Below are 12,486 nucleotides of genomic sequence, written 5' to 3' on the forward strand. Positions count from 1 at the left end.
CGTGCCGGACGATCCGAGTAAGAGGAGTGGTGTAGTCCAACGGAGTGAACCTGCCGTGACGCTACCTGGCGAACCGGGTTCTGTCAGCAGTTGCCGGCCGTCGAAATTTTCGGCCGGCGCGGGGTGGGGGTTGGTTACACTGCTCTCGCTGCCTCCTTAGCTCAGCTGGCCAGAGCACCGCTCTTGTAAAGCGGGGGTCGTCGGTTCGAACCCGACAGGGGGCTCCAGCGCGAAAGGCCCCCGGCCGTGAAGGCCGGGGGCCTTTGACATGCCGTGTTGCCGGCGTCTCCGGCCGGACAGCGACGGCAGCGCTCGGGGACGTCCGGGCCCGAGGGGGCGGGCGGCGGTGCCGCTGCCGGTTGGGTCTCCTTGTGTCCGGAGTCGGTGAAAGTGTGACCAACATCCCGTCCTTCCGGGAGACTTGAGTGCTACGGGGGTGTTTCGGAGGACCTGGGGAGAGGTGCGTCGGATGGGGCGGCGTTCGGGTGGGTTGATTTCGTCGTGGGCTGAGGCGCAGCGCCAGCAGCAGCGACAGCGCGAGGCCCAGCAACTGGCGGTGTTGCGGCAGCAGCGTGAGCACGACCGGAGGCAGCGGGAGCATGCCCGCGACATGGCGCGGATGCACCGGGAGCAGCGGGCCGCGTACCGCAGTCGGCGGGAGCAGGAGGTACTGGTCCGTACACAGGAGATCGACGCGCAGGTCGCCGCGCTGGAGGGGCTGCTGGCCGAGGGGTGTGCGGCGGCTCCGTTCAGAACGGAGACCCTGCGGCGTGAGGAGACCATCGAGCCGTTCGCGCCGGGTGCGCTGGCCCAGCCCGTGGTGATGCCGGACCCCTCCCGGTACCAGGCTCACGGGGGCGCCTGGACCGCCGCCGGCAGGGCGCAGGCTCAGCAGGAGGCGCGGGCGCGCTACGAGCACGACTGGTACGCGGCGCAGGCGGCCGAGTCCCGGCGGCTCGCGGACCTGGAGACTTATCGCCGGCAGTACGACGCATGGGCCTCGGCCCGTCTCGCGGAGATACGGACGCACAACGCCGGAATCGCGGAGATGGTGCGGGCGCTGCGTGCGGGCGAGCCGGACACCGTCGTCGAGTACTTCTCGGCCGCCCTCTGCGCGTCGGCTGCCTGGCCGGACGGGTTTCCGCGCCAGGTCTCGGCCGCGTACGACCGTGCGGCCCGCCAGCTCGTCCTCGACTGGGAGCTGCCGGCCTACCAGGCGGTCCCCGAGGCGAAGGGCGTGCGCTACCTGGTGGGGACGGACCAGGAGAAGGTGGTGCCGCGACCGGTCGCCCAGCGCCGCGCGCTCTACCGCGACGTCCTCGCCCAGAGCGTGCTGCTGGCCGTGCGGGAGCTGTTCGCGGCGGACGAGCACGGCGTGCTGGACGGGATCGTGCTCAACGGCTTCGTCGACGACGTGGATCCGGCGACCGGACGGGCGGGGCGGGTCGTGGTCGCGTCCCTGTCGGTCGGCCGGGCGGAGTTCCAGGCCGTGAACCTCGCCCTGGTCAGCGCGGTGGACTGCCTCACCGGCGGACTGGGCGGGCACCTCTCGGCCCGCCCCGATCAGCGCGCCGCCGTCCGTCCCGTCCGCTCCCCGGCGCAGGTCGGGTCCGGGGTGGTGTCCCACGGGGACGGGGAGGAGCCGGATCTTCTGGCGATGGACCCGATCGCCTTCGAGGGCCTGGTGGCCGAGCTGTTCCGCGCGCGGGGCTTCCAGGCGATGACGACGCAGCGGTCGAACGACGGCGGAGTCGACGTGGACGCCGTCGATCCCGATCCCATCAGCGGCGGAAAGATCTTCGTGCAGGTGAAGCGGTACCGCAGGACGGTGCCGGTGGCGGCGGTCCGGGAACTGTTCGGCACGGTGCAGGCGGGTGGCGCCAACAAGGGCGTGCTGGTGACGACGTCGGGTTTCGGGCCGGGGGCCTACACCTTCGCCAACGGCAAGCCGCTGACCCTGGTCTCGGGTGCGGAGCTGGTGGAGCTGCTGCACACGCACGGCCTGCGCGGACGGCTCGGGGACGGTACGGGCCCGGCTCCCTCCACCGTTGCGGTGCCGGATCCGGACGTGCCGGATGTCTCCGACGGCTCCGACGACGCGGGTGAGGGGGACTTCGACGAGGACTTCAACGTCCTCGGGATGTCCTGGCAGGGCGGCGTCGCACTGGACGTGTGTGCGCTGGTCTGCGCGGGCGGACGGGTGCTCGGGGACGAGCACTTCGTGTTCTTCAACAACCACGCGACGCCCGAGGGTTCGGTGCGCATGATGCGGTCCTTCGCCGGGGACCGGGCGGCTATCCGGGTCGCCTTCGACCGACTGCCCGCCGCCGCGGACCGGCTGGTGCTGGTCGCGGCGATAGACCCCGAGGTGAATCCGGAGGCCGACCTCGCGAGTTTCACGGATGCCGGGATCCGGCTGCGGGACGCTTCGGGTGCCGAGCTGGACCGGCTGGTCGTGTCGGACGGGCGGCCCGGTGAGACGGCCCTGGTGCTGGGTTCGTTCCGGCGCCGCGCGAGCGGGGACTGGGACTTCGTGCTCGGCGGCAAGGGGTACGGCGGAGGGCTGGAGGAACTCGTGGGGGACTTCGGCATCGAGGTGGCGTGACACCCGCCTGAGCGGGCCGGGCGGCTGCGGCAGGGTACTTCCGCGCCGCCCGGCGGTCCCTCGGTCAGTGGCGTCCCGAGATGCGGTCGGCCCAGGTCGCGAGGCGCGGGGTGGTCGGGGTGTGGGTGGTGGATTCGCGGTGGTCGGCGTGGCGGTAGGCGGTGTAGAGGGTGCGGACGCCGAGCCAGCGCAGGGGTTCGGGTTCCCAGGTGCGGACCTTGTGGCCGACCCAGGGGAGGGCGGTGAGGTCGGTGGGGCCGGACTGGCCTGAGTCCTGCTGGATGAGGTCGCGCAGGGTGCGGGCGGCGAGGTTGGCCGTGGCGACGCCGGAGCCGACGTAGCCGCCGGCCCAGCCGAGGCCGGTGGAGCGGTCCAGGGTGACGGTGGCGCACCAGTCGCGGGGGACGCCGAGGACGCCCGACCAGGCGTGGTCGACGGCCGTGCCGGCGAGGCGGGGGAAGAAACGGACGAGGATCTCGCGCAGTTCGGCGACGGTCGCCGGGTGGGTGCGGCCGTCGTTGTCGGTGCGGGAGCCGTAGCGGTAGGGGACGCCCCGGCCGCCGACGGCGATGCGGTCGTCCGCGGTGCGCTGGGCGTACATGTAGGCGTGGGCCATGTCGCCGAGGGCCTCGCGGCCCTCCCAGCCGATCTCCGCCCACACGGACTCGGGCAGCGGCTCGGTGACGATCATGGAGGAGTTCATGGGGAGCCAGGTGCGGCGGTGGCCCTTGAGGGAGGCGGTGAACCCCTCGGTGCAGCGCAGGACGTAGGGCGCGCGGACGGTGCCGTACGGGGTGACGGCGTGCTTCGGGCGGATCTCGGTGACCGGCGTGGACTCGTGGACCGTGACGCCGAGCGCCTCGACGGCCGCCGCGAGGCCCTTGACGAGTTTGGCGGGGTGCAGCCGGGCGCCGTGCGGGGTCCAGCTCGACGCCACCGCGCCGGTGACGCGGATGCGCTCGGCGGTCTCGCGGGCGCCGAGGAGCCGGCGTTCCTTCTCCCCGAAGGCGATCTCCACCGCGTGGAAGGCCTTGAGGCGGGCGAGCTGGGCCGGGGTCTGTGCGATCTCCAGGACGCCGCCCCGGTGGATGTCGGCGTCGATGCCCTCGGCGTCGGCGACGCGGACGACCTCGCCGACGGTGTCGTTCATGGCCTGCTGGAGGCGGACCGCCGCCTCGTGGCCGTGCAGCTTGGCGTAGCGGTCGCGCCCGGCGATGCCGTTGTAGAGCCAGCCGCCGTTGCGGCCGGAGGCGCCGTACCCGCAGAACCGGGCTTCGAGGACGGTGATGTTGAGGAAGGGGACGGCCTTCTTCAGGTAGTACGCCGTCCACAGGCCCGTGTATCCGCCGCCGACGATGCAGACGTCCGCCGAGGTGTCGCCGGGGAGGGGTTCGCGGGGAGCGGGTGTGCCGTCCTGCGCGTACCAGAACGATATGCCGCCGTTGACGGTGTTCATGTGGATCGCCGCTTCCCCTGCCGGTCCGTTGCCGCCGGGTGGCGGCGCGCGTGTGCGCGTGGCGGGAATGTACTGCTCCCGCCCGCGGCCCGCGACAGGTGGTCCGTACGATCGGCGGGTGATCGAGATCCCCCGTGAGCTGGTCGCCTCCCTGCTGTCGTACGGCGAGGAGTCCGGGCGCGCGCTGCTGGAGGTGCTGCCCGGCCGGGCGGAGGAGTTCCTGGCGCGGTGGGGCCTGCGGGTGGACGGGCGGCCGCTGTGCGGGCGGGTGTCGCTGGTGCTGCCGGTGGTCCGCGCCGACGGCACGCGCGCGATGCTCAAGCTCCAGGGGCGGGACGAGGAGACCGAGGGCGAGTGGCTGGCGCTGCGGACCTGGGCGGGCGACGGGGCGGCGCTGCTGCTGGAGCACGACGCGGACACCGGGACGCTGCTGCTGGAGCGGGTGGTTCCGGGGCGGCACCTGTCGTCGGTGGCCGACGCCCGCGCGGCGACCCGGACGCTCGCGGGGCTGCTGGCGCGGCTGTCGGCGGTGCCGGCGCCCGAGGGGCTGCGGCGGCTTTCGGACGTCATGGACCGGATGCTGGCGCAGGTGGCCGACCGGGTGCCGCTGCTCGCGGAGGAGGCGGAGCGGCGACTGCTCCTGGACTGCGCGGCGGCCGTGCGGGAGGTCGCGGGGGAGCCGGGGGACCGGCTGCTCCACTGGGACCTGCACTTCGACAACGTGCTGGCGGGGGAGCGGGAGCCGTGGCTGGTCATCGATCCGAAGCCGCTCGCCGGTGACCCGGGGTTCGAGCTGATGCCGGCGCTGTGGAACCGCTTCGCGCCCGGGGAGGTGCTCTGGCGTTTCGACCTGCTGACCGAGGCGCTCGGTCTCGACCGGGGGCGTGCGCGGGCGTGGACGCTGGGCCGGGTGCTCCAGAACGGGCTGTGGGCGTGCGAGGGCGCGGAGGCGGAGGCGCCGGTCCGGCTGGACGCCGCCCAGGTGGGCATCGCCCGGACGCTGCTGGAGAGGTAGCGGGGGTGCGCCGGGCGGGGCGGCTGTCGACCGGCCGGGGGCTGCCCGGGCGGGTGGCCGCGGACCGGGTGAGTGGCCGTCGACCGGGAATGCGCCGGTGCGCCGGGCGGGTGTCCACCGGGCGGAACGCGCTGGCACCGCGGGCGGGGCGCGGGGCAGGCTGTGGCCATGATTCGCACCGCGACCCCCGCCGATGTCCCCGTGATCCACGAGATGGTCCGGGAGCTGGCCGATTACGAGAAGGCCCTGGACGAGGTCCGGGCGACCGAGGACGACCTGCGCGAGGCGCTGTTCGGCGAGCGGCCGGCCGCCTTCGCGCACATCGCGGAGACGGACGAGGGGGAGGTCGCCGGATTCGCCCTGTGGTTCCTCAACTTCTCGACGTGGCGCGGTGTCCACGGCATCTACCTGGAGGACCTGTACGTGCGCCCCGATGTGCGGGGCGGCGGTCACGGGAGGGCGCTGCTGACGGAGCTGGCGCGGATCTGCGTGGCGCGCGGCTACGAGCGCCTGGAGTGGTCGGTGCTGGACTGGAACGCCCCGTCCATCGCGTTCTACGAGTCCCTCGGCGCGCGGCCGCAGGACGAGTGGACGGTGTACCGGCTGACGGACGGGGCGCTCGCGTCGCTGGGGAGCCCGGAGGCGTAGCGGCGCAGGAGGGGCAGGGCGCGCCGGCGGCCGGGAACGGCGGGCGCGGCGGACGCGGGGCGTGCGTCGCGCGCGGCCGTGCGCGGGTTCACGCGGGCGCGTGCTCCGGGACGAGGACGACCTTGCCCACGGTGCCGCGCGTCTGGAGTGCGCGGTGGGCGTCGGCGGCCCGTGCCAGCGGGAAGCGGGTGACGGCCGGACGCAGTCGGCCTGACGCGGCCTCCTCCAGGGCGCGGGTCTCCAGGGCCCGCAGGCCGCCCGCGCGCTCCAGCATCGCGGGCCCGAGGACGCTCTCGGAGGTGATGCCGCGGGCGGCGAGCTCCTCGTCGGTGAAGACCGGCGGGGCCTCCTCGAAGCCCTGGCTGGACCAGCCGAAGACGATGATCCGACCGCCCTTGCCGAGCAGGTCGCCCGCCGTGCGGGCGACCTCGCCGCCGACGGAGTCGTACAGGACGGTGGCCCCGCGGCCGCCGAGGTGGGCCCGGACCTCCGCGGCCCAGTCGTCGCGGGTGTAGTCCACGGCCAGGTCGGCGCCGCCCGCGCGGACCCGGGCGACCTTCTCAGGTCCGCCCGCCAGGCCGATGACCTCGGCGCCCGCGTGCTTGGCCCACTGCACGACCAGGGTGCCGATGCCGCCCGCCGCCGCGGGGACGAGCACGGTGTCGGCGGGGCCGAGTTCGGTGAACTGGAGGATGCCGAGGGCGGTGCGGCCGGTGCCGATCATGGCGACGGCCTCCGCCGGGTCGAGGGCGCCGGGGATCGCGTGCAGCCGCTCGGCCCCGGTGACGGCGAGTTCCGCGTAGCCGCCGGGGTTCATGCCGATGTGGGCGACGACGCGCCGGCCGAGCCAGGCGGGGTCGGTGCCCTCGCCGAGGGCGTCCACCGTGCCGGCGACCTCGCGGCCCGGGATCGTGGGCAGGTCGATCCGGGTCGGGTAGGGGCCCGGCAGACCTTCCCGCAGGGCGGCGTCGAGCAGGTGGACACCGGCCGCGGCGACGGAGATCCGTACCTGGCCGGGGCCCGGTACGGGGTCCTCGACGGTCTCGTGGACGAGGTTCTCGGCCGGGCCGAAGGCGTGCAGACGGACGGCGTGCATGGGCGGGCTCCCTCGGGTGGTGGCGGGCGCCGGTGGTGGCCGGGCCCGTGGTGCCGGGTACGCGCCCACTGTTCTTCCTCAAGTGCGCTTGAGGTCAAGGGGCCGGCCGGCACGGCCGTCCCGGCCGTCGCGCAGGGCGAGGGAGACCGCCTCCAGGCCGCTGTTGAACGCCACCTCGGAGAGCAGTCCGGGTGCCGCGACCTGGTCGCCCGCGAGGTAGACGCCGCCGCCGCGGTTGATCGCCGGCCGGTCCCGCCAGGTGGTCCCGGGCAGGTCGACCGCCCCCGTCCGGCCGGTCGCGAGGGACGCGCGCCGCCATTCGGTCCGCTCGCGCCAGCCGGGGAACCCGAGGTCGAGAAGGGTTTCGGCATGGGCCACGCCGTCGGCCTTCGCGGCGTCGGGGCCGATGGGCAACTGGCACTGGAGCAGCGACCGTCCGGACGGGGCGAGCGAGGGGTCCTGCGCGGTGAAGCGCTCCACCCAGCCCGGCGCGTCGAGGTCGCTGATCACGAACGGGTCGCCCCGGCGCGGACGGAGTGCGAGGTCGACGAGGGTGGTGCGCCCGCTCGTCCAGCGCAGGCTCTCGTCCCCGAGGAGCACCCGGGCCGCGTCGAGGGAGGTCGCGACGACGACCGGGCCGTGGTCCTCCGGGAGGGCGTCGACCCGTGACGTGGTCTCGATGCGCACGCCCAGGTCCCAGGCGCGGGCCGCCATCCGGTCGACCAGCGTTCCCCAGCCGCCGCGGGGGTAGTGCGCCTCGGGAGGCAGGGCGGTCGCGCGCCGGAGCCGCTCCTGGACGAACCGGGCGGACAGCGCGCCGGGGTCGTGGTGGAAGAGCGCGACGCCCGAGTAGTGCGCCGCGGCGCGCGCCGCGGCGGGACCGGCCACGCCGGTGGCCCAGCTCAGGAAGTCCGCGTCGACGGGCGCCTCGGCGACGGGGCGGCGGGCGATCCTCAGCATGCCGAGCGGCGGGACCCTGCGCAGCGCGCCGTCGCGGCGGAAGCGGAACCGGGCGCCGTCGAGCGGCGGTACGGAGGCCATGGGGCCGAGCAGCCCCCGCTGCCGCAGCCAGGTCCAGAGCGGGCCGCCGCTGTAGAGGGCGTGGGGGCCTTCGTTGGTGTGGTAGGGGCCCTCCGCGGTCCGGGCCCGGCCGCCGAGGGTGTGGTGCGCCTCGTAGAGCGTCACCCGTGCCCCGGACTCCGCGGCGGTGACGGCCGCGGTGAGTCCGGCGAGGCCGCCGCCGACGACCGTGATCCTCTGCATGCTGCTCTCCTCCGTGTCCAGAACGTGTCCGAAACGTCCGCCCTCGGGCTCCCGGACCTCCCGGGTGCCCCGGCCGGTCCTTCGCTGCCGGGCGGTCCGCGGGCGCCGGCCGGTGCGACCGGTGCCCGCGGGCTCCTGGTGACGGGGCGGTGTCCCGCCCCGTCCCGTCACAGGGAGGACGGATCGCGGGTGGGCGGATGTGACATCGGCCGGCCCGGAGGGCGTTGTCAGTGGTGCACGTCACCATGGAGGGCATGGCGAACGCGCGGGGCAGGACGAAGCGGGCGGCGGTGGCGGCCGCCCGGATCGCGGAGGTGCGGCTGCCGCCGCTCACGGCCTTCGACGGCGGTGAGCTGGAGCCGGACGGGGACTACGACGGGGTGGAGTTCGCCGGGCTGGACCTCGGCGGGCAGCAGGGGGCGGGCGCCCGGTTCATCGACTGCGCCCTGCGGGAGTGCGCGCTCGACGGCACGGGGCTCGCGGGGGCCCGGTTCGTGGACAGCGTGCTGGAGGGCGTACGGGGCGTGGGGACGGACCTGGCGGGGGCGTCGCTGCGGGACGTGGAGGTGCGGGAGGCCCGGCTGGGCGGGGCGCAGTTGCACGGAGCGGTGCTCACGGGCGTGGTGCTGAAGGGAGGGAAGATCGACTATCTGAATCTGCGGGAGGCGCGGCTGAAGGATGTGGTGTTCGACGGGTGCGTGCTGGCGGAGGCGGACTTCGCGGGGGCGCAGCTGGAGCGGGTGGCGTTCCGGGACTGTGTGCTGCGGCGCGTGGATTTCAGCGCCGTGCGGATGAAGGACGTGGATCTGCGGGCCGTCGCCGAGCTGGACATCGCGCGGGGGGTGGAGCGGCTGGCGGGGGCGGTGATCAGCCCGGGCCAACTGCTCGACCTGGCTCCGGCGTTCGCGGCGCAGATCGGGGTGCGGGTGGAGGACGCGGCGCCCTGAGCCCGTGCGGCGCGAGGGCTCCGGCGGCGCCGGGGCTCCGGGGCCGTCGCGACCCCGGGCAGCGCGGGACTGCGCCCGACGCGGGACTCCCCCCGGGGCGGGGGAGGGCCGGGCGAGGGGGAGGGGCTGCTTCCGGGGCGGGGAGGGTCAGGCGGGGCGGGTCAGGCGATGCGGGGGAAGCGTGCCTGGAGGTCCCAGACGACGGGGTTGTCGGCGAGGCCCCCGTGCATGTCGGTGAGGTCGGCGATCACGTCGTGGAGGAAGTCCCGTGCCTCGCGGCGCAGCGCGGTGTGCCCGAAGGTCAGGGGAGGTTCGTCGCCCGGCATCCAGTCGGCCTCGACGTCCACCCAGCCGAAGCGGCGCTCGAAGAGCATGCGGTCGGTGGACTCGGTGAAGTCGATCTCCGCGTACTGCGGCTTCGACGCACGGCTGCCGAGGGGGTCGCGGTCGAGCTGCTCGACGATGTCGCAGAGCGCCCAGGCGAAGTCGAGCACGGGCACCCATCCCCAGGCTGTGGACACCTCCCGGTCCTCCTTGGTGTCCGCGAGGTAGACGTCACCGCAGAAGAGGTCGTGCCGCAGCGCGTGGACGTCCGCGCGCCGGTAGTCGGTCTGCGGGGGGTCGGGGAAGCGGCGCGAGAGGGAGTAGCCGATGTCGAGCACGGGACCGATGGTGTCATGCCGGGCGGGCGGCCCGTCGGCCCGTACCGGGGCGGCGGCCGTGGGAGGGGCTGAGGGCGGCCGGCAGGGAGGGGGACGGCATCGGGGGCGCCGGGTGGGGCGGGCGGTCAGGGGAGGAGGCGTTGTTCCTTGGCCACGGCCACCGCTCCCGCGCGGGTGTCGACGCCGAGCTTGGCGTAGATGCGCCCCAGGTGCGTCTTCACCGTCGCCTCGCTGATGAAGAGCGCGCGGGCGATCTCCCGGTTGCCGAGGCCGTGGGCGAGCTGGCTGAGGATGTCGCGCTCCCGCTCGGTGAGGGTCGGGCCGGCCGCGCCGCGCATCCGGTCCATGACCCGCCCGGCGACGGGTGCGGACAGCGCGGTGCGCCCCTCGGCGGCGGCACGGATCGCGGCGAAGAGCTCCTCGGGGCGCTCCGCCTTCAGCAGATAGCCGGTCGCCCCCGCCTCGATGGCGCGGGTGATGTCGGCGTCGGTGTCGTAGGTGGTGAGCACCAGGACGTGCACCCGGGGCGAGGCGATCCGCCGGGTGGCCTCCACGCCGTCGATGCCGGAGCCGAGCTGGAGGTCCATCAGGACAACGTCGGGCTCCAGCTTGGCGGCCATCGCCACGGCCTCCTCCCCGCTGCCCGCCTCGCCCACGACCTCGATGCCGTCGACGCTGCCCAGCAGCGCGAGCAGCCCGGCGCGCACCACGGCGTGGTCGTCGCAGAGCAGGATCCGTACGGTCATCACGTCTCCAGGGAGAGGGGGATCGCGGCGGACAGGACCGTGCCCTCGCCGGGCGCGGACTCGATGGTGAGGGTGCCGCCGAGCTGCTGCACCCGGGCCCGGATCGCCGGCAGGCCGTGCCCGCGTACCCCGGCGGGCGCGGTGGCGGCCGGCTCGAAGCCGCGGCCGTCGTCGGCGACGTCCAGCACGACCTGGTCGTCCAGGTAGGTCAGGGTCACCGCCGCGGCGGTGGCGCCCGCGTGCTCGCGGACGTTGGCCAGCGCGCCCTGCGCGATGCGCAGCAGCGCCGACTGGACGCGCTCGGGGAGCGGGGCCGCTGTGCCGTCGACCCGGAAACCGGCCGACTCGCGGAGCGCGACCGTGCGCAGCGCCTCTTCGAGGCTGCCGCCCTCGGCGAGATCGGCGGGGGCGAGGTCGTGCACGAAGCGGCGGGCCTCGGCGAGGTTGTGCTCGGCGATCGACGCCGCCGTGCGGACGTGGCGGCGGGCGGTGGCCGGGTCGCCCTCCCAGGTGCGGTCGGCCGCCTGGAGCAGCATCCGCTGGCTGGACAGGCCCTGCGCGAGGGTGTCGTGGATCTCCATGGCGAGCCGCTGGCGCTCCGCGAGGGTGCCCTCGCGGCGCTCGGTGGCGGCCAGTTCGCGTCGGGTCCTGATGAGGTCGTCGATCAGGGCGCGCTGGCGTGCGGCGAGCCGTTCGGCGTGGACGAAGACGGCGGTGGCGACGGCGGCGACCGCGGGCGGGGCGATGACGAGGTTGGGGTCGAAGCCGCCGTGCGCCAGCCGTAGCTGGGCGGCGACGACGAACAGGGTGAGCAGCGCGACCAGCACGATCGCGGCGCGGGGCGGCAGGGTGCGCATCCCGGTGTAGAAGAGCGGCACCGCGCACCAGGCGAAGCTGGGCGCGAGCACGACGAGGACCATCCACACGGCGACCACGCCGGCCAGCCAGAACAGCCGCCGGGGGGTGGCGCGGCGGGCCCGCTGGGCGAACGCGGGGCCGAGCACGTAGAGCACGGCGAGCGCGGCCGAGAGCCCGATGATCCAGGGCGACCGCGGCTCCCAGGGGTGCCGCAGCAGATAGCGGCTGAGGGAGGCGCCGAGCAGCAGGAAGAAGGCGATGTGCATGACGCGGGCCAACCAGTGGGCGTCGGGGTCGCGCTCGTGTTCCACCGTGCACCGTCTCCTTCCCGACGCGGCCGTGACCAGCCATGACGCATCCATCCTGACCCGGCGGGACCACATCGGCATCAACCGATCGGCTGACACGCCCGTCGGCCGTCCCGCGCGGCGGACGCAGCCGCTCCGGCGACGGTGCGGCCCGGTGCGGGGCCGGAGGATCGATGTCAGAGCGAGACGCCCTCCCGGCCCGCTCGACCGCGATCCCCGATCCATCCGTCTGTTCGACATGCGCGAACGGTCCGGATCCCCCGACGACCTCCCCGGTCCCAAGGAGTGCACACCATGAAGAAGGTCCTGATCGGCAGTGCCGCAGCCGTCGCCGTCGCCGTCGGCGCGTTCGGAGCCGTCTCCGCCAACGCCGCGGCTCCGGCCGCGGAGACCCGTGCGGCGGTCACCGCGGACGTCTCGAACCGCAACCTCCAGCAGACCACCCACCTCACGGTCGAGGCCGCCACCAAGGCCGCGCAGGCGACGCTGAAGGCCGCCGAGAAGGAGAACCAGCGGATCACCGTCTCCGTGGTCGACCGCAACGGCAACACCATCGTGACGCTGCGCGGCGACGGCGCCGGGCCGCAGTCCTTCGAGTCGGCCGAGCGCAAGGCGTACACCGCCGTGTCGTGGAACGCCCCGACCTCCGAGCTGGTGAAGCGTCTGGAGAACGCCCCCAACCTGAAGGACATCCCCGGCACCCTCTTCCTCGGCGGCGGTGCTCCGGTGCAGGTCAAGGGTGCGCCGATCGCCGGTATCGGTGTCGCGGGCGCGCCCAGCGGCGACCTGGACGAGAAGTTCGCGAAGGCGGGCGTCGCGGCGCTCAACCGCTGAGGCTCTCGTCCCGATCGTGACGGGCCCGGAGGCATCCGCCTCCGGGCC

11 protein-coding genes and 1 tRNA gene are annotated in these 12,486 nt (G+C 74.6%); 6 read left to right on the top strand and 6 right to left on the bottom strand.

Annotated features, from left to right (window positions below; all coding sequences use genetic code 11):
- The first annotated feature begins 150 nt into the window (after positions 1-150).
- Together JE024_RS19075 and JE024_RS19080 are read left to right on the top strand one after the other, a co-directional pair.
- A tRNA-Thr gene (locus tag JE024_RS19075) sits at positions 151-227 on the top strand.
- 242 nt (positions 228-469) lie between these two features.
- Entirely contained in the window at positions 470-2,605 is a 2,136-nt protein-coding gene (locus tag JE024_RS19080; RefSeq protein WP_205374739.1) for a restriction endonuclease, read from the top strand.
- 64 nt (positions 2,606-2,669) lie between these two features.
- On the opposite strand, the gene JE024_RS19085 is transcribed toward JE024_RS19080, so the two are convergent.
- The gene (locus tag JE024_RS19085) at positions 2,670-4,061 is read right to left on the bottom strand and encodes an NAD(P)/FAD-dependent oxidoreductase (protein ID WP_205374740.1); all 1,392 of its coding nucleotides are present in this window, start codon (positions 4,059-4,061) and stop codon (positions 2,670-2,672) included.
- A gap of 67 nt (positions 4,062-4,128) precedes the next feature.
- On the opposite strand from JE024_RS19085, the gene JE024_RS19090 reads away from it, so the two are divergent.
- Both JE024_RS19090 and JE024_RS19095 read left to right on the top strand, forming a co-directional pair.
- Positions 4,129-5,076 carry an aminoglycoside phosphotransferase family protein gene (locus JE024_RS19090; RefSeq protein WP_205376610.1) on the top strand — a complete coding sequence of 316 codons (948 nt, stop codon included), beginning with the start codon at positions 4,129-4,131 and terminating at the stop codon, positions 5,074-5,076.
- Positions 5,077-5,244: 168 nt separating this feature from the next.
- Positions 5,245-5,724, top strand: a complete 480-nt coding sequence (locus JE024_RS19095) for a GNAT family N-acetyltransferase (protein WP_205374741.1) — start codon at positions 5,245-5,247, stop codon at positions 5,722-5,724.
- 88 nt (positions 5,725-5,812) lie between these two features.
- On the opposite strand, the gene JE024_RS19100 is transcribed toward JE024_RS19095, so the two are convergent.
- Together JE024_RS19100 and JE024_RS19105 are read right to left on the bottom strand one after the other, a co-directional pair.
- The gene (locus tag JE024_RS19100) at positions 5,813-6,820 is read right to left on the bottom strand and encodes a zinc-binding dehydrogenase (RefSeq protein WP_205374742.1); all 1,008 of its coding nucleotides are present in this window, start codon (positions 6,818-6,820) and stop codon (positions 5,813-5,815) included.
- A 78-nt stretch (positions 6,821-6,898) separates the two neighbouring features.
- Positions 6,899-8,083: a phytoene desaturase family protein gene (locus tag JE024_RS19105; RefSeq protein ID WP_205374743.1), complete on the bottom strand. Its 1,185-nt coding sequence runs from the start codon at positions 8,081-8,083 to the stop codon at positions 6,899-6,901.
- A gap of 245 nt (positions 8,084-8,328) precedes the next feature.
- Between JE024_RS19105 and JE024_RS19110 the strand changes: the two genes are divergently transcribed.
- Positions 8,329-9,030: a pentapeptide repeat-containing protein gene (locus tag JE024_RS19110; RefSeq protein WP_372449869.1), complete on the top strand. Its 702-nt coding sequence runs from the start codon at positions 8,329-8,331 to the stop codon at positions 9,028-9,030.
- A gap of 161 nt (positions 9,031-9,191) precedes the next feature.
- On the opposite strand, the gene JE024_RS19115 is transcribed toward JE024_RS19110, so the two are convergent.
- From JE024_RS19115 to JE024_RS19125, 3 genes are all read right to left on the bottom strand, one after another.
- The gene (locus JE024_RS19115; protein WP_205374745.1) at positions 9,192-9,692 is read right to left on the bottom strand and encodes a hypothetical protein; all 501 of its coding nucleotides are present in this window, start codon (positions 9,690-9,692) and stop codon (positions 9,192-9,194) included.
- 125 nt (positions 9,693-9,817) lie between these two features.
- Complete coding sequence (locus JE024_RS19120; RefSeq protein ID WP_205374746.1) at positions 9,818-10,438, bottom strand: response regulator; 621 nt, start codon at positions 10,436-10,438, stop codon at positions 9,818-9,820.
- The gene (locus tag JE024_RS19125; protein WP_244883191.1) at positions 10,438-11,562 is read right to left on the bottom strand and encodes a sensor histidine kinase; all 1,125 of its coding nucleotides are present in this window, start codon (positions 11,560-11,562) and stop codon (positions 10,438-10,440) included. The genes JE024_RS19120 and JE024_RS19125 overlap by 1 nt, the downstream gene beginning before the upstream one ends.
- Before the next feature lie 336 nt (positions 11,563-11,898).
- On the opposite strand from JE024_RS19125, the gene JE024_RS19130 reads away from it, so the two are divergent.
- Entirely contained in the window at positions 11,899-12,438 is a 540-nt protein-coding gene (locus tag JE024_RS19130; protein WP_205374747.1) for a GlcG/HbpS family heme-binding protein, read from the top strand.
- Positions 12,439-12,486 lie beyond the last annotated feature (48 nt).

Source organism: Streptomyces zhihengii, from assembly GCF_016919245.1.
Lineage (GTDB): Bacteria > Actinomycetota > Actinomycetes > Streptomycetales > Streptomycetaceae > Streptomyces > Streptomyces zhihengii.

Excerpts from the sequence above, each read along its gene's own strand:
- JE024_RS19080 (WP_205374739.1), top strand. The coding sequence starts at position 470 with ATGGGGCGGCGTTCGGGTGGGTTGATTTCGTCGTGGGCTGAGGCGCAG.
- JE024_RS19085 (WP_205374740.1), bottom strand. The coding sequence starts at position 4,061 with ATGAACACCGTCAACGGCGGCATATCGTTCTGGTACGCGCAGGACGGC.
- JE024_RS19090 (WP_205376610.1), top strand. The coding sequence starts at position 4,129 with ATGTACTGCTCCCGCCCGCGGCCCGCGACAGGTGGTCCGTACGATCGG.
- JE024_RS19095 (WP_205374741.1), top strand. The coding sequence starts at position 5,245 with ATGATTCGCACCGCGACCCCCGCCGATGTCCCCGTGATCCACGAGATG.
- JE024_RS19100 (WP_205374742.1), bottom strand. The coding sequence starts at position 6,820 with ATGCACGCCGTCCGTCTGCACGCCTTCGGCCCGGCCGAGAACCTCGTC.
- JE024_RS19105 (WP_205374743.1), bottom strand. The coding sequence starts at position 8,083 with ATGCAGAGGATCACGGTCGTCGGCGGCGGCCTCGCCGGACTCACCGCG.
- JE024_RS19110 (WP_372449869.1), top strand. The coding sequence starts at position 8,329 with ATGGAGGGCATGGCGAACGCGCGGGGCAGGACGAAGCGGGCGGCGGTG.
- JE024_RS19120 (WP_205374746.1), bottom strand. The coding sequence starts at position 10,438 with ATGACCGTACGGATCCTGCTCTGCGACGACCACGCCGTGGTGCGCGCC.
- JE024_RS19125 (WP_244883191.1), bottom strand. The coding sequence starts at position 11,562 with ATGCACATCGCCTTCTTCCTGCTGCTCGGCGCCTCCCTCAGCCGCTAT.
- JE024_RS19130 (WP_205374747.1), top strand. The coding sequence starts at position 11,899 with ATGAAGAAGGTCCTGATCGGCAGTGCCGCAGCCGTCGCCGTCGCCGTC.